Origin of the sequence: Pseudomonas sp. RGB (assembly GCF_007713445.1) — a bacterium.
In the GTDB taxonomy this organism is placed as follows: Bacteria; Pseudomonadota; Gammaproteobacteria; order Pseudomonadales; family Pseudomonadaceae; genus Aquipseudomonas.
Window position 1 is genome coordinate 97,294 of the sequence record NZ_VMSH01000017.1, and the last position, 16,415, is coordinate 113,708.

Consider the following 16,415-nt stretch of genomic DNA (forward strand, 5'->3'; position numbering starts at 1 on the left):
ATACCTGACAATGCCGCAGTTCTTTATTGACCGCCCGATCTTCGCCTGGGTGGTTGCCCTGTTTATCTTGCTGGCCGGCGCGCTTGCGATCCCGCAGCTGCCGGTGGCCCAGTACCCCAACGTCGCGCCGCCGAAGGTGGAAATCTACGCGGTGTACCCGGGCGCCTCGGCCCAGACCCTGGACGAAAGCGTCGTCAGCCTGATCGAGCAGGAGCTCAACGGCGCCGATCACCTGCTGTATTTCGAGTCCCAAAGCAGCCTGGGCTCGGCGACCATCACCGCGACGTTCCAGCCGGGCACCGACCCGGAAATGGCCCAGGTCGATGTGCAAAACCGTCTGAAGGCGGTAGAGCCGCGCTTGCCGCAAGCCGTGACCCAGCAAGGGTTGCAGGTGGAGAAAGTCTCCGCCGGGTTCCTGCTGCTGGTGACATTGACCTCCAACGACGGCAAGCTCGATGACGTGGCGCTCAGCGATTACCTGGCGCGCAACGTGATGAACGAGCTCAAGCGCATCGAGGGCGTGGGCAAGGCGCAGCTGTATGGCGCCGAGCGTGCGATGCGTATCTGGATCGACCCGCAGAAACTGATTGGCTTCAACCTCACGCCCGCCGACGTCAACGCCGCGATCAGCGCACAGAATGCGCAGGTCTCGGCGGGCAGCATCGGTGATTTGCCGGGCACCAGCACCCAGGAAATCACCGCCGCCATTCTGGTCAAAGGCCAGCTGTCGACGCCGGCGGAGTTCGCCGACATCGTGCTCAAGGCCAACCCGGACGGCTCCACCGTGCGCATCGGCGATGTGGCGCGGGTGGAAATCGGCAGCCAGGAATATCAGTTTTCCACGCGCCTGAACGGCAAGCCGTCCACCGCCGTCAGTGTGCAGCTGTCGCCAGGTGCCAACGCGCTGAGCACCGCAACGCTGGTGCGGGCGAAGATGGGCGAGCTGTCGCGCTACTTCCCGGCCAATGTGGAGTACAAGATCCCGTACGACACCTCGCCCTTCGTCAAAGTCTCGATCACCAAGGTGGTTTACACCTTGCTGGAAGCCATGGCGCTGGTGTTTGCGGTGATGTTCCTGTTCCTGCAGAACGTGCGCTACACGCTGATCCCGACGCTGGTGGTGCCAATCGCGCTGATGGGCACGTTCGCCACCATGCTGTTGCTGGGGTTTTCGATCAACGTGCTGACCATGTTCGGCATGGTGTTGGCCATCGGCATTCTGGTGGACGATGCGATTGTGGTGGTCGAAAACGTCGAGCGCATCATGGCCACCGAGGGCCTGTCGCCCAAGGAGGCTACGCGCAAAGCCATGGGCCAGATCACCGGGGCCATCGTCGGCATCACCTTGGTGCTGGTCGCGGTGTTCCTGCCGATGGCCTTTATGCCGGGCTCGGTGGGCGTGATTTACCAGCAGTTTTCGCTGTCGATGGCCACCTCGATTCTGTTCTCGGCGTTCCTGGCTTTGACCCTGACCCCGGCCCTGTGCGCCACGTTGCTCAAGCCGATTGCCAAGGGCGAGCACCACGCCAAGCGCGGTTTTTTCGGTTGGTTCAATACGCGTTTTGAACACCTGACCGACCGTTATGAAGGCTGGGTGGCCTACGCCCTCAAACGCAGCGGCCGTTACCTGCTGATCTATCTGGTGCTGCTGGTGGGCCTGGGCTGGATGTTCAGCCGCCTGCCCTCCTCGTTCCTGCCGGTGGAAGATCAGGGTTACACCATCACCGACATCCAGCTGCCACCGGGTGCGAGCAAGAACCGCACGGTGCAGGTGGCCGAGCAGATCGAGGCGCATAACGCCCAGGAGCCTGGGGTGGGCGATACCACCATGATCATGGGCTTCAGTTTCTCTGGCTCCGGGCAGAACGCGGCGCTGGCGTTCACCACGCTCAAGGACTGGTCCAAACGCAGCAGCGACGATTCGGCGGCGGCAATTGCCGACCGCGCCAACGCCGCGTTCAGCGAGCTCAAGGATGCGATTGCCTATGCGATTCTGCCACCGCCGGTAGATGGCCTGGGCACCTCCAGTGGTTTCGAGTTCCGGTTGCAGGACCGTGGCGGTGTCGGCCATGCCGCCTTGATGGCGGCGCGTACTGAGCTGCTGGCGGCCGCCGAGAAAAACCCGATCCTGGCCAACGTGCGTGAAAGCGCCCTGGCCGAGGCGCCGCAAGTGCAGTTGGAAGTGGACCGCAAGCAGGCCAATGCACTGGGGGTTTCCTTTGCTGACGTCGGTAATGTGTTGTCTTCAGCCATCGGCTCGGCCTACATCAACGACTTCCCCAATCAGGGCCGTATGCAACGGGTGGTGGTGCAGGCCGAAGGCGATCAGCGCAGCCAGGTGGCGGATTTGTTGAAGATCAATGTGCGTAACAACACCGGCAAGATGGTGCCGTTATCGGCATTTGTCGAAGCCAAATGGACCCAGGGCCCGGCGCAGCTGACCCGCTACAACGGCTACCCCGCCATCGCCATCAGCGGCGAAGCGGCGCCAGGGCACAGCACGGGTGAAGCCATGCAAGAAATCCAGCGCCTGGTCAGCCAACTGCCCGCAGGGCTGGGCCAGGAATGGACCGGCTTGTCGCTGCAGGAGCGTTTGTCCGGCTCCCAGGCGCCGTTGCTGTTGGGCCTGTCGCTGCTGATCGTGTTCCTGTGCCTGGCGGCGCTGTATGAAAGTTGGTCGATCCCGACCTCGGTGTTGCTGGTGGTGCCGCTGGGCGTGCTCGGCGCGGTATTGGCGGTGAGTTTGCGCGGCATGCCTAACGATGTGTTTTTCAAGGTCGGCTTGATCACCATCATCGGCTTGTCGGCGAAGAACGCGATCCTGATCATCGAATTCGCCAAGGACTTGTATGAGCAAGGCGAGGACCTGATCGACGCCACCTTGAAAGCCGCGCGCCTGCGTTTGCGGCCGATCATCATGACGTCGCTGGCGTTTATCCTCGGCGTGGTGCCCCTGGCGATTGCCACTGGCGCCAGCTCCGCCAGCCAGCAAGCCATTGGCACCGGGGTGATCGGCGGGATGATCACCGCAACACTGGCAGTGGTGTTTGTGCCGGTGTTCTTTGTGGTCGTCATGAAGTGGGTGCGCAAGCGTCCATAACCCGTCCGAAAATGCGCTATGGTGCTCACAACCTCTCTTGTTGTGAGCACCTATGGCCTTCCTCGCCCGCACCCACCCTCGCCTTTCATCCGCCGCCGTACTCGGCCTTGCCGTGGGCATTCTGGCGCCTGCCGATACGCTGATCAGCAAAATCCTCATCGGCTGGAACGCCGGCGTCTGGACCTACCTGCTGCTGATGCTGTGGCTGGCGACCCGTGCTCGCGCCGACGACGTAAAACGCATCGCCGAGATTGAAGACGAAAACGCCGGGCTGGTGCTGTTCATGGTGTGCATCGCGGCAATTGCCAGCCTTGCGACCATCACGGTGAACCTGGTGGGCAGCAAAGACCTCGACAGCACAGCGCGCCTGCTGCACTACGGCTTTACCGGCATGACCGTGGTCGGCTCATGGTTGTTGACCGGGGTGATTTTCAGCGTGCACTACGCGCGCCTTTTCTACACCTGGGAGGGCGAGGAGCCGGCATTGCGTTTTGCCGAAGGCTTGCGCAACCCCAACTATTGGGACTTCCTGTACTTCTCGTTCACCATCGGCGTGGCGGTGCAAACAGCCGATGTGGGCGTGGCCACGCGCGGTCTGCGCAAAGTGGTGCTGGGCCAGTCGTTGATCGGGTTTCTGTTCAATACGGCGATTCTGGGTTTTTCGATCAACATTGCCGCAGGCTTGTTCAGTTAGGCCCAGCGCGCTGATCAGACGGGCGAAAAAAAGGGGAAGCCAAGGCTTCCCCTATTCACGTGCACACGTACTTTAGAAGGCGTACTGCAACCCTGCAGTTGCGCCCCAAGGCATGTCGTACGCCTTGCCTTTGCTGTGACTGACTTCGGCATGCAGGCTAAGGTTTTTCGACAACGAAACAGCCATACCGCCCGCGACCTCGACGCTCGCGCCCGAGAGGTTGTTATTAAACCTCTGATCGTTGATGTACACCCGGTTGTCCGGGCTGAAATCACGCGCCGCCGCCGTGCGCAGGTACGGCTGCAGAATGCTGCCGCTGTCCAGCTGGACATTTTTGCCCAGGGTGACACCCACTTTGCCGATGGCTGACGTAGCACGATCGCTCTTTGCCTTCAGGCCGTTGTCCATGGTGTAGTTGGCGCCGCCAATGGCGGCGATGGACAACTGGGCAAACGGTTCAACATACAGGCCCTCATCATCGAGCTTGATGTTTCTGCCCACCTCGGCAGATGCGCTCACCGCATCTTGCGTGTATTTGCCTTTGGCACGTTGGCCGTCGCTCATGTTGACCTGGCTTTGGCCTTTGAGTTTGTTGACCTTGCCCACCAGGTCGACGTACACGCCGCTTTCTTCATCCAGCCAGGTTGCATAGGTACCCAGGTAGTAGCTGTTGACCATACCGCTGCTGCCACGGCTCAGGCCCAGGGTTGAGTTGCTGTAACCGCCCATGACCCCCAGCGTCCACTGGCCATCACCCGCATCCAGCGCCGTATCGGCACCAATGGTCAGGCCGGTCTGGTTCTGTGAGTAGCCCACGCCGTTGCTGTTGGCCGCCACGTCAATCTTGTTGCCGTAGCCGCGCATCCACAGGCCCTGGCTCTTGCCCTGGCCAAAGCGGACTTCGCCCATGCGGGTGCGCAAAATGCTCGACTCACCCACCAGTACCGCAGGTGCAGCGTTGGCCAATGCCAGCACGGCTTTGGCGCTGGTACTGGTGCCCTTTTTCTCGGTGTCCAGGTACCAGTCGGTGCCTTCCTGCTTGAGCCCATATTCGAAAGCGCCGACATCGACGGTATCGCCCACCAACCCGAACCTGGCGCCGCCGCTTTCGGTGTGTACCACTTTGATGGCCTCACCGGTGGCCAACTCCGAGCCACTGGCGCCAATCAACAGTTGGTGATTGCCTTCGGCGTTGCCATTGACATTCAACAGGTCGGTCTCGCCGGTGTTGAAGTTGGTGTGCATTTTGAACGTGCCGTTACCGGTCAGGTTATTGGTGTTCAGTTGAAAGAATTGGCCCGGGGCGCCAAAGACTACGTTGCCGCCGCCCATTTTCAGGGTATTGACCTGGCTGTCACCCACCAGCACCCACTGGGCATTGCTGTTGACATCGAGTTGCTCGACATTGCGCAACTGGCCGGTGAGCGAGGCATTGTTGTTGAGTTGCACCATGCCCGTGCTGCCCGCGCCAATGACCACGTCGCCGGTCAACTGGCTGTTGTCGACGAACAGGTTGGCGCTGGAGTTATTGTCCACTTGAAGCAGCACACCATTACCGCTGAGCAGGTTCGAACCGTTGAGAACCTGGATATCAGCCTTGGTGCTGTTGGTGAGCGGCGGATTGACCAGGATGGCTGAGCCGCTTTTGCCCTGAACCACGGAATTATCCAGGATCAAGGAGTTGGTCCGCGTCAGATCCCCCTCCATGCGCATATTGACGCCGTTCACCCCGCCAGTAATAAGGCTGTTATTGCGCGCCACAGCATCGGCATTAAGCAGTACCAAACCTATACCTGTCGCAGCCGTAGCGTCGACGCGGGCATTGTCCAGGTTCACCGTGCCGTAGCCGGCGGCGGAAATACCGCGAGTTGCACCGATAACACTGCTGTCTTTTACCGTGAGGGACGAACCATCCGTGCCGCCTGTCGTTCGGGTGACACTCACCCCCCAACCCGTGGCATTGGTGACCGTACTGTTATTGGTGATTAATGCACTGCTGTTACCCGCGACCGAAATGGCCTGGGTGATCGTGGGGCGCGCCGTCACCTGGGAGTTATCAACGACCACTTTCGATTGCAGTCGGGCTTCGATATCTAACGTTTTGCTGCCCGGCTCCAGCGTCAAACCGGCGTTAACCATTTGAATCTGCCGGGTCGTCGCACCGTGCGCAATCAAGCTTGATCCGCCAGACAGCACATAGTTATCAAGCGGCGTAGCGGCCGATATCGACGTATTGGGCAAAATGACTTGGGTTTGCGCGTGCGCAGTGGGAGCCACTAGGAACATTAACGTGACGGCCGGGGCTGACAACGCAAGGCTCAAGGGTGTTGGTTTGAAGTTAAATACTGCCGACATATAATGAACCTCTAGTTCCTGCACGAAACAATAGGGCGGGTTCCAAATCTGGTGGGACCCAGCCCATTAAGCGGCGCCATGATTGACGAGCACTCGCTTAAAATCTGTAGGATTTCTCCCAATCAATCTGATAAAAATCAACAGCTGCTGTGGGGCTATGGCGCCCTCTGCGCCTTTAAAGGAATCAATACAAAGTTGGGAGTACCAAAGAGGATGCCGCCCCTCTTTGGTAACTACCCCTGTATTTAAAACTAAGCGGGCACCACGCCGCCGGCGCAATAGTTGGAACTTCCCGTGCCAGGACGGAAACCCCGCACACGATAATTGGCGGGAAGCGAAGGCACTGTTTGCCCCAGATATTGAGTATCAAAGGTTACTGTTGCCGAACCTTGGGTCAACAACGAGCGGTTGGCGTTGATCGGGTTAAACAAGACCGTAGAACTTACGTCAAATGTAAGGTCCCATCCAATACTGGCAGCCGAGGCGTCGGGCACTGTAAAAGTTCGAGACTCGGTGACCACGGACGGTGGTGTCTGGGTATTATTCTGGAACCCGACGAACGTCACGTTTATAAGTTGCCCCGCGCTCAAATAATCCGAGCCTGGAATATGAATGACCAGTCTGCCACTGTTAATCGGCCTCAGCGTGTCGCAGTTCAGCGTACCGGTATTATTAAGGACTCTCGGCGCTTCCATTCGCAAAATGACAGAGTCGACGATCACCGTTGTATTGACCGACACACTCGGGTTTGCACTGGCCGCCGACGTGATGGTGTAAGACGCCAACTGCGTAGGGCCGCCCAAGTTTCTGATGTCACTGAAGGGAATGGTGAAATCCACGAACCCACTGGCAGGCAGGGTCACGACATTCTGCGCTTGCAGACGGCCACCATAATTCAAGGTCACTGTGAACGGCAGTGAGTCGGCGGGCAATGCGGGCGTCGTCCACAATGGGATCCGAGCCCTTGCTGCCAGATTTACGTCATCAGCCTCCAGATGGTTATCAGGCCCGAATGTGCCCCCGGCGCGCATCGCCTGGACCACCACTGGCGACAGGTTGGGATTCAAGTTCCCAGGCCCCACGATCACCGGCCCCACAGGCCCAACGATAGACAGGTCAAGATCGAACGGTGTTTCCAAAGGCGGCGTCGGATAGGTGGTTGCGCCGCGACGCACGACGTACGAAGCCGTCACAGGCACCCGGTTCTTGCCGGGGGTTTGAGGCCCGTACAGCGTATCCACATTGGCCGCAGTGAACAGAGCTGGCACCGGGAATGCAGTAGTGCCCAGCGCCACCGTGACCGGAATTGAGGCGAACGCTGAGCTCAGCGTAACGACGATTTCATCGGTGGGGCGCAGCGCATTCGTGTAGCTGGGAACCAGCACTCGCACGCCGCCTCCCGACACCACATCAGCACGGTCAATCAGGCCGTCGCCGGGCACTGCCAGTTCAACCGTTGGCGCAGAAAACTCGGTGGGCAATGGCGCCTGTGCCAGGTCTGCCAGATCCAGGCTGTACGAGAGCTCGGAGGGGTTGCCGGCCACGTCAAACAGGCGGTAGCGCATACTGTAGTTGCCCCTGCGCTCAGCCGCGACAACACTTGCCGGCAACGGAAGCGTCAGGGGCACAGCCGGATCAATCCGGAATTTTGTTTCCGGGTTAGGCCGCGCAAACGCGTAAGGCTTATCCGAAGAGCCGAAAAACATTTCGACGTAATCGCCATCGGATAACCCGTTTTGCGCATCATAGGGAATCGGAAACAGCGCCGTCTGGTTTGGCTGACTCTGAATATAGGCAAGGTCCAGAGGCCCGACCAAGCCCACCGGCAGCGAGGGTTCCGGCGGATTGACGCGGGGGCGGTCGTAGGGAGACGTCTCGTCGACGACCAGCAGCTGCGGGACTGAAAAGTTATCGACGCCCGAGTCGGCGATGAGCACCCGGTACCTGACCAAATACACACCAGGGGGACGATAGGCTTGCGGTATTGCCACCGGCACTGGATCGGGTTGACTTGTCAATCGGCGTTGAAACCGGGTGCTGCTGGAGCCGAAATAGGCATCTTCGGCCTCTACATCCAAACCACTCAGATCCAGGTACGGAGCAATCTCGACAGTTAATACATCCATCGCCGCAGGGTCGGTACTTGCGCCGTCCCACAGGGGAATATTCAAATTGGTGGACTGTCCTTTTGAAGCCGCACGCGTCAGCAACCCCGTGTATCCAATCACTTGGTCAGCAAACACGCCAAGTTGAAATCTTTCGGGCGTGTAATCGGAGGGCGCCCTAGGTACAAAAGCATCTATGATTTGTCTGTTTGTAAGTTCCATTATCTTGCTCCGGACAGTTAAACCGCTAAGACCAAAATGCGCTTCGCCAAGTGAATAAACTTTGTTTATCCACCACGAAGCCTTACCGTAAAAAGCCAAATACCTAATGCACACATGACACACACCGATGATTCAATCCGACACGATTCCATTCGCAGAACAATACCGCCCTGTACCGTAGGTCAAATCAACCCTGACTCGCCCCGGGAGTGACTCGCCAACTTTCACACCCTCACGCCATACTTCATAACTGCCGGTCGCCGACCCGTACTTGCGCACCGGCAGCAGCGTCATATCAAACGAATCCAGAACAATAACTGCACCGGCGACTGTATGTGCGGTCTCCCATAACAGTGACCGAGTGACGACAACGCTTGTATTTAATGTGCTCCAGTTATTCTCATTGAAGCCTTGCCATATAAACTTGACCATGTCGCCCACCCGTAACGCGGGGTTGGGCGTTATTAACCATCGCACGCCATCTTTCAACATTGACCAGGGCACACCGTTAACCGGGTTGGTTTGCGAACTGCAGGTCAAGTAACCATTGGTCAGCGTGTGCTGTATAAGCGGTGCAGGCAGTGGGACAAGCTGGGTATTCACATTGGTAACGGGAGAGCGTTGCTCGTTAAAGCCGTTCGTGGTGGTGTAATGCACCGCGTACACCGCGCCAGTGCCGCCACTGATCACGGACCACGGCACATCGCTGAAAAACACCCAGCTACCGGCACTATCAGCGGCGCTCACAGCATAGGTGGCCACCGGGCCCACCCCATTCCAGTACAGGCTCATCGAGTCCCCCACACGGGGCGTATCAAACAGCCGCACTCGCACGCGCACGGGGTAACCTCGGTCCGCATCAACCAGTGTGTTGGTGCCTGTGCGGCCCACAATTTCCACCGGCGCCAACGTCGGGTTCAGCAATGCCGGTGCATTGGCGTGATCCTGGCCGGCGATCGTCAGGTTCACATTGACGGAAAGCGACTTGGACGACGTCGGCAAAGGGTTGAGCCCGTAGATTTCGTAGCGCACCGCTACGGTCTGTGCCGCCAGAACCGGACTCGGCCCCCTGAGTACCGTCCAGGGGATGTCCACGTCGAATGGCAATTGCGTCACCAGGCGGCGCGTGGTTGGCCGGTCATCCCAATACACAATCACTTCATGCCTGGCCGCGGCGGACCAGCCCGGGTAGCTGTCTATGCGCACGAACACCCCGCCGCCTTCATCCACGCGAGCGTCATTGCGCTTGATCAACTCATCGTTGTAGATCGGAGGACGAATGCTCGGCGCGGGCAGCCCCAGGGACAGCACAAAAGGCAGCCCGCTGCTCAACGTGCTGAAATTGCCGGTCTCGTCATAAATTCGATAGAACAGGTACCCAGGGCCATTGTTCAGGTCGCGAAACGCATCTGAGTTCAAGGTTGCCGTGGGGGGCGTGGTGCTGAAATTTACCAGCGAGCCGCCGTCCGCCAGCTTCAACGGCGGCGCGGGCGAATTGGATAAAAAGAATTCAATACGGTCATTGGGCGCCCCGATGTTGTAGACCGGAATGTAAAAAGCCGTGGGCTGATTGTCGGTCAAATACTGGGCGTTGATCGCCGGCTCTGGCGGCACGACAAAGCGTGCCATGTCCGTCGGGGCGATCAATTTTGGCGGTTCCAGGTCGATCGTGATCGTCACTGGCAAACTGGTGCTCTGCCCGCCGACGTTGCGGACGGGGTAGTAAAGGCGTGCAATTCGAGTGCGGCTGCGCAGGTTGAGCATGCTGATTTCACGCTCAAAAAACGCCGGAATATCCGGTGGTGGCGGCCCGATCAGGAACCGGTCGAGAAGCCTGATGCCATCATCGCTCTCCCACCAAAGTTCACACGTATGCACCGGATCTGCCGGGTCACCCGGGACAGCAGGCGTTGGCATCGGCTCCCAGGCGGGGATACGCACCTTCAACGGGCTGAGCAGCAGTTGCAGCGGCACAACCCCTCTGCCGTCGGTGGTCACAACACCTGGGACCGTAACGGGATCCAAGCCGTCGCCAATGACAGCCAGTTTGGTTAAAGGCCGGGAACGCGTGTAGGGCTTTCGGATAGTTGACATGTTCCGGCCTCAGGAAAAGTTTCAGCACGGCGAGTCACGAGAGCAAGGTCTTCGCGCCTGCCATGGAAAAATTAAACGCCTAAAGCCTGCGCACGGATACTGTCAGAACTAACAGGTAGGCCCATCCACTCGTCGTTTTTTTCAGCGTTGTGCACGCGCCTATTTCTAAATATTCCTTGACGAAAGTCGTCGCCTGGCATTTTATGAAACCGGTTTCAGAGCCTGTCTCAGGCGGTGAAACGGCTAACTCCAATAAGAAAGGCCCGTAATCGTGACTCCATTTTCCGCCGCCCAGCGCAGCCGCGTGACCATGCTTGACGTTGCCGAGCGCGCCGGTGTGTCCAAAGCCAGCGTGTCGCGCTTTATCGGTGATGACCGCGCCCTGCTCTCCGACGCCATCGCGCAGCGTATCGAACAGGCCATCAGCGAACTTGGCTACCGCCCCAACCAGATGGCCCGTGGTTTGAAACGTGGGCGCACACGCCTGATCGGCATGCTGGTGGCCGATATCCGCAACCCCTATTCCATTGCCGTGATGCATGGCGTCGAAACCGCCTGCCGCAAGCACGGCTACAGCCTGGTGGTGTGCAACACCGACCGCGATGACGAGCAGGAGCGCCAGCACCTGGCAGCCCTGCGCTCGTACAACATCGAAGGGCTGATCGTGAACACCCTCGGCCATCACCTTGACCAACTGCTGCAACTGCAGCAGGAAATGCCGCTGGTGCTGGTGGACCGCAAGGTCGAGCCATTGCACAGCGACCTGGTGGGGCTGGACAACGCCGCAGCGGTGCGCATCGCCGTCGAACATTTGCAACAGCAGGGTTATCGCGACGTGTTGCTGGTCAGCGAAGCTGCCGATGGCACCAGTTCACGCCTGGAGCGCCAGGCCAGTTTCAAGGCCGAGATCGCCAGCCGCCCAGGGCTGACCGGCGCGGTGCTGGAACTGGACGACGCGCTGCAAAGCCGCTTGCAAGCCTTCGTTGCCACGCCCGGCCCGAAAGCCCTGTTCTGCGCCAACGGTATTGCCGCGCTGGCCTGTACCCGTGCGCTCAAGGCTTCAGGCTGCCGGCTGTTTGAGGATGTCGGCCTGATCGCCCTGGATGATCTGGACTGGTACCCGCTGGTGGGCAATGGCATTACCGCCCTCGCCCAGCCTACTGAAGCGATCGGCGCCAGTGCCTTCGACTGCCTGCTCAAACGCCTGCGCGGCGATGACGCGCCGACGCGCACCCTGGATTTTTTGCCGGAATTAATCATCCGTGGTTCCACACAATCCCTTGTGGGAGCTGGCTTGCCTGCGATGACGGTTTACCAGGCGAAGCCGTAGTCGCCTGACACACCGCCATCGCCGGCAAGCCCGCTCCCACACTGTTTTGCGTATAAAAATGAAACCGGTTTCAGAGGTAAACAACAATGCACAAATACCCCGTCTCCATCAGCCTTTCCAGCTACGGCGCCGAGCTCGTTCGCCAACAGGGCCAACTGAGTTTTGTCGACGTGCTGAGCGCTGCCGGCGCCCAACGCATCGAATGGCGTGAAGAACTGCTGACCACCGAACACCCGACCACACTGGCCCAGGCTGCGGCCGCGCATGGCCTGGAATCGGTGTACTCCTCGCCGCTGGAACTGTGGGTCGCCGGCCGCGCCCAGCCCAACCCCGAGCTGAATGACACCCTCGACCGCGCCCAGGCATTCGGCGCGCGCTGGCTGAAAGTCTCCCTCGGCTACTTCACCGACACCAACGACCTGCAAAGCCTGCACGCCCTGCTCAACCGGCACCCGGTGCAACTGCTGGTGGAAAACGACCAGACCCTGCACGGCGGACGGATAGAGCCAATGCAGCGGTTCTTCACCGAGGTCGAGCGCCTGGGCCTGCCCGTCAAGATGACGTTCGACATCGGCAACTGGCAATGGCAGGACCAGTCCGCCCTCACCGCGGCACGTTTGCTCGGTCGGCACGTGGATTACCTGCACTGCAAGGCCGTGGCCCGGCGCCAGGACGGCAAGCTGGTGGCCCTGCCGCCCGGCGCCACCGACCTGCATCTGTGGGAACAACTGCTCAAGCATATGACCCAAGGTATTACCCGGGCCGTGGAATTCCCGTTGCAGGGCGATGACCTGATCGAGGTCACCGCGCAACAGGTCGCCGCCCTCGCCGTCCTTGGCCAACCGCGTGCGGAGAATGCCCATGTCTGAGATCGATATCCTGTCGTTTGGTGAAACCATGGCGATGTTTGTCGCCGAGCAGACCGGCGATCTGGCCCAGGTGGCTCAGTTCCACAAACGCATTGCCGGCGCCGACAGCAATGTCGCCATTGGCCTGTCGCGTCTGGGGTTCAATGTGGCCTGGCTGAGCCGCGTGGGGAATGATTCCCTCGGGCGTTTTGTGGTCGACACCCTGAAAAAGGAAGGCCTGGATTGCCGGCATGTGGCGGTCGATCCCCTGCACCCCACCGGCTTTCAGTTCAAGTCCCGCGAAGAGGCCGGCGCAGACCCTCAGGTGGAATACTTCCGCAAAGGCTCGGCGGCCAGCCACCTGTCCATCGCCGCCATCAGCCCCAAGCTGCTGCAGGCGCGTCACCTGCACGCCACCGGCATTCCGCCGGCGTTGTCCGAGGCCACCCGTGAGCTGTCCCGCGAGCTGATGACACAGATGCGCAAAGCCGGGCACAGCGTGTCGTTCGACCCCAACCTGCGCCCATCGTTATGGGCCAGCCAGGCGCAGATGATCGCCGAAATCAACGCCCTTGCCGCCATGGCGGATTGGGTCTTGCCGGGTTTGAGCGAAGGTCGCTTGCTCACAGGCTTTGAAGACCCGGCCGACATCGCCGCGTTCTACCTCGACCAGGGCGCCGAGGCCGTGGCCATCAAGCTTGGGCCGGACGGCGCCTATTACCGCACCCAGATGGACCAGGGCTTCGTTGCCGCCGTGCCGGTGGAAAAAGTCGTCGACACCGTCGGCGCCGGCGATGGTTTTGCCGTGGGCATGATCAGCGCCCTGTTGGAAAACCTCAGCTTCCCCGAAGCGGTACAGCGCGGCAACTGGATCGGCAGCCGCGCCGTGCAGAGCCGCGGCGACATGGAAGGTTTGCCCACCCGTGCGGAGTTACCCACTCGATCCGTTGCATGACTTACACCCTGTTGCCACAACTACAACAAGCTCAGGAGCAACTCCATGGATACCTTGAAACTCGCCACCCGCCGCTGGTGGTACATCATGCCTATCGTGTTTATCACCTACAGCCTGGCGTACCTGGACCGCGCCAACTACGGCTTCGCCGCCGCCTCCGGGATGGCCGAAGACCTGATGATCACCCCCGGCATGTCCTCGCTGCTGGGCGCGCTGTTCTTCCTCGGCTACTTTTTCTTCCAGGTGCCGGGGGCGATCTACGCGCAAAAACGCAGCGTTAAAAAGCTGATTTTTGTCAGCCTGATCCTCTGGGGCGGCCTTGCCACCCTGACCGGCGTGGTGTCCAACGCCTACATGCTGATCGCCATTCGCTTCATGCTCGGGGTGGTCGAAGCCGCCGTGATGCCGGCGATGCTGGTGTACCTGTGCCACTGGTTCACGCGGGCCGAACGCTCGCGCGCCAACACCTTCCTGATCCTCGGCAACCCGGTGACCATGCTGTGGATGTCAGTGGTGTCGGGCTATCTGGTGCAGCATTTCAGCTGGCGCTGGATGTTTATCATCGAAGGCATACCGGCGGTGATCTGGGCGTTTATCTGGTGGAAGCTGGCGGATGAAAAACCCGCCGACGCCAAGTGGCTGAGTGAGCAGCACAAAAAAGACCTGGAAAGCGCGCTGGCCGCCGAGCAAGTCGGGATCAAGGCGGTGAAGAACTACGCCGAGGCCTTCCGCTCGCCCAAAGTGATCATCCTGGCGCTGCAGTTTTTCTGCTGGAGCATCGGCGTTTACGGCTTTGTGCTGTGGCTGCCGTCGATCCTCAAGGCCGGCCTGCAAATGGACATGGTCGAAGCCGGCTGGCTGTCGGCGTTGCCTTACCTGGCGGCGGTGATCGGCATGCTCGCGGTGTCCTGGGGCTCGGACAAACTGCAAAAACGTAAACGTTTTGTGTGGCCACCCCTGCTGATTGCCTCCATTGCGTTCTACGCCTCCTACGCGTTGGGCGCCGAACACTTCTGGTGGTCCTACAGCCTGCTGGTCATCGCCGGCGCCTGCATGTATGCGCCCTACGGGCCGTTCTTTGCCATCGTGCCGGAGATCCTGCCGGCCAACGTCGCCGGCGGCGCCATGGCGCTGATCAACAGCATGGGCGCGCTGGGCTCGTTCGGCGGTTCGTACCTGGTGGGTTACCTCAACAGCACCACCGGTTCGCCTGGCGCTTCGTACCTGCTGATGAGCGGTGCGCTGATGCTGTCGGTGGTGCTGACGATTTTCCTCAAGCCCGGCGCCAGCGACCGTGAACGCGCGCCGATGCCGACCCTTGGATTGAAGGTGAAAACCCGATGAAAAAGTCTGTCGTTTTATACAAGAAACTCTCTGCGCCCTTGATGGCCCGCCTGCATGAGCAGGCCGACGTCACGCTGATCGAAGCCCTCGACGAACCCGGCCTGGCCAAGCTGCGCGAGGCCTTGCCCCGCGCCCAGGGCCTGCTGGGTGCCAGCCTGCGCCTGGACGCCAAGCTGCTCGACCTGGCGCCACACCTTGAAGCGGTGGCCAGCGTCTCGGTGGGTGTCGACAACTACGACATCGACTACCTGACCCAACGCGGCATCCTGCTCAGTAACACGCCGGACGTGCTCACCGAAACCACCGCCGATACCGGTTTTGCGCTGATCCTGGCCACCGCGCGCCGGGTGGTGGAACTGGCCGACATGGTGCGTGCCGGCCAATGGAGCAAGAACATCGGCCCGTCCCATTTCGGCACCGACGTGCATGGCAAAACCCTCGGCATCATCGGCATGGGCCGCATCGGCGAAGCCTTGGCCCAACGCGGGCATTTTGGTTTTGGCATGCCGGTGATCTACCACAGCCACTCGCCCAAGGCGTTGGTAGAAGAACGCTTCGGCGCGCAGTACCGCAGCCTGGTGGATTTGCTCAAGGAAGCTGACTTTGTCTGCCTGACCTTGCCGCTGACCGCCGAAACCGAGAAGCTGATCGGCGCTGAAGAGTTTGCACTGATGGGCCCGGAGACGGTCTTTATCAACATCTCGCGCGGCAAAGTGGTGGACGAGGCGGCGCTGGTTCAGGCGCTGCAGCAACGCACGATTCGGGCAGCGGGCCTGGACGTGTTCGAGCGTGAGCCGTTGAACCACGACTCGCCCCTGTTGCGCTTGAACAATGTGGTGGCCACGCCGCACATCGGCTCGGCGACCCATGAAACACGCGAAGCGATGGCCCGATGTGCAGTGGACAACCTGCTGGCGGCGCTGGCCGGCGACCGCCCGAAAAACCTGGTGAACCCGGCTGCCTGGAAACACTGATTCCTGAGACTTGCACAGACCCAAAGTGGGAGCTGGCTTGCCTGCGATGCAGCCCCCTCGGTACATCAGGCGTACCCAGTGGATGCTTCGCAGGCAAGCCAGCTCCCACATGTGACCGAGTACACCCGCTACCTGGTGCACTGCACTTCAAAAGGTGGGAGCGGGCTTGCTCGCGATGGCGGTGGGTCAGTGCCCAATGTGCAAACTGACACACTTCATTCGCGGGCAAGCCCGCTCCCACATTGACCGTGTTCATCCAACGTAGCTTGCTGTGTAAACCCAATCTCTGTGGGAGCGGGCTTGCCCGCGATGGCATTGGGTCAGTGCCGTATGTGCAATCTGACACACTGCATTCGCGGGCAAGCCCGCTCCCACATTGACCGTGTTCATCCAA

General features: G+C 60.2%; 10 protein-coding genes. 7 read left to right on the plus strand and 3 right to left on the minus strand.

Going from position 1 to position 16,415, the window contains the following annotated elements; genetic code table 11:
- The first annotated feature begins 10 nt into the window (after nt 1-10).
- Entirely contained in the window at nt 11-3,100 is a 3,090-nt protein-coding gene (locus FPT15_RS25925; protein ID WP_145165679.1) for an efflux RND transporter permease subunit, read from the plus strand.
- A gap of 52 nt (nt 3,101-3,152) precedes the next feature.
- The gene (locus FPT15_RS25930; RefSeq protein ID WP_106577860.1) at nt 3,153-3,794 is read left to right on the plus strand and encodes a DUF1345 domain-containing protein; all 642 of its coding nucleotides are present in this window, start codon (nt 3,153-3,155) and stop codon (nt 3,792-3,794) included.
- A 72-nt stretch (nt 3,795-3,866) separates the two neighbouring features.
- On the opposite strand, the gene FPT15_RS25935 is transcribed toward FPT15_RS25930, so the two are convergent.
- The 3 genes from FPT15_RS25935 to FPT15_RS25945 all read right to left on the minus strand — a co-directional run bounded on the left by FPT15_RS25935 (nt 3,867) and on the right by FPT15_RS25945 (nt 10,450).
- Nucleotides 3,867-6,149 (minus strand): autotransporter outer membrane beta-barrel domain-containing protein, encoded by a 2,283-nt coding sequence (locus FPT15_RS25935; RefSeq protein WP_369302323.1) that lies wholly within the window; start codon nt 6,147-6,149, stop codon nt 3,867-3,869.
- Between the two features lie 251 nt (nt 6,150-6,400).
- Nucleotides 6,401-8,476, minus strand: a complete 2,076-nt coding sequence (locus tag FPT15_RS25940) for a hypothetical protein (protein WP_145165680.1) — start codon at nt 8,474-8,476, stop codon at nt 6,401-6,403.
- A 132-nt stretch (nt 8,477-8,608) separates the two neighbouring features.
- Nucleotides 8,609-10,450 (minus strand): hypothetical protein, encoded by a 1,842-nt coding sequence (locus FPT15_RS25945; protein WP_256676518.1) that lies wholly within the window; start codon nt 10,448-10,450, stop codon nt 8,609-8,611.
- A gap of 391 nt (nt 10,451-10,841) precedes the next feature.
- Here FPT15_RS25945 and FPT15_RS25950 point away from each other — a divergent pair, with 391 nt between their 5' ends.
- The 5 genes from FPT15_RS25950 (at nt 10,842) to FPT15_RS25970 (ending at nt 16,021) form a co-directional block, all read left to right on the plus strand.
- Nucleotides 10,842-11,900 (plus strand): LacI family DNA-binding transcriptional regulator, encoded by a 1,059-nt coding sequence (locus FPT15_RS25950; protein WP_145165681.1) that lies wholly within the window; start codon nt 10,842-10,844, stop codon nt 11,898-11,900.
- Nucleotides 11,901-11,986: 86 nt separating this feature from the next.
- Entirely contained in the window at nt 11,987-12,769 is a 783-nt protein-coding gene (locus FPT15_RS25955; RefSeq protein ID WP_145165682.1) for a sugar phosphate isomerase/epimerase, read from the plus strand.
- Nucleotides 12,762-13,703, plus strand: a complete 942-nt coding sequence (locus FPT15_RS25960; RefSeq protein ID WP_145165683.1) for a sugar kinase — start codon at nt 12,762-12,764, stop codon at nt 13,701-13,703. The genes FPT15_RS25955 and FPT15_RS25960 overlap by 8 nt, the downstream gene beginning before the upstream one ends.
- Before the next feature lie 45 nt (nt 13,704-13,748).
- The gene (locus FPT15_RS25965; RefSeq protein ID WP_106577856.1) at nt 13,749-15,047 is read left to right on the plus strand and encodes an MFS transporter; all 1,299 of its coding nucleotides are present in this window, start codon (nt 13,749-13,751) and stop codon (nt 15,045-15,047) included.
- Nucleotides 15,044-16,021 carry a D-glycerate dehydrogenase gene (locus FPT15_RS25970; protein WP_145165684.1) on the plus strand — a complete coding sequence of 326 codons (978 nt, stop codon included), beginning with the start codon at nt 15,044-15,046 and terminating at the stop codon, nt 16,019-16,021. Before FPT15_RS25965 ends, FPT15_RS25970 begins: the two co-directional genes overlap by 4 nt.
- The last annotated feature ends 394 nt before the right edge of the window (nt 16,022-16,415 follow it).

Excerpts from the sequence above, each read along its gene's own strand:
- FPT15_RS25925 (WP_145165679.1), top strand. The coding sequence starts at position 11 with ATGCCGCAGTTCTTTATTGACCGCCCGATCTTCGCCTGGGTGGTTGCC.
- FPT15_RS25930 (WP_106577860.1), top strand. The coding sequence starts at position 3,153 with ATGGCCTTCCTCGCCCGCACCCACCCTCGCCTTTCATCCGCCGCCGTA.
- FPT15_RS25935 (WP_369302323.1), bottom strand. The coding sequence starts at position 6,149 with ATGTCGGCAGTATTTAACTTCAAACCAACACCCTTGAGCCTTGCGTTG.
- FPT15_RS25940 (WP_145165680.1), bottom strand. The coding sequence starts at position 8,476 with ATGGAACTTACAAACAGACAAATCATAGATGCTTTTGTACCTAGGGCG.
- FPT15_RS25955 (WP_145165682.1), top strand. The coding sequence starts at position 11,987 with ATGCACAAATACCCCGTCTCCATCAGCCTTTCCAGCTACGGCGCCGAG.
- FPT15_RS25960 (WP_145165683.1), top strand. The coding sequence starts at position 12,762 with ATGTCTGAGATCGATATCCTGTCGTTTGGTGAAACCATGGCGATGTTT.
- FPT15_RS25965 (WP_106577856.1), top strand. The coding sequence starts at position 13,749 with ATGGATACCTTGAAACTCGCCACCCGCCGCTGGTGGTACATCATGCCT.
- FPT15_RS25970 (WP_145165684.1), top strand. The coding sequence starts at position 15,044 with ATGAAAAAGTCTGTCGTTTTATACAAGAAACTCTCTGCGCCCTTGATG.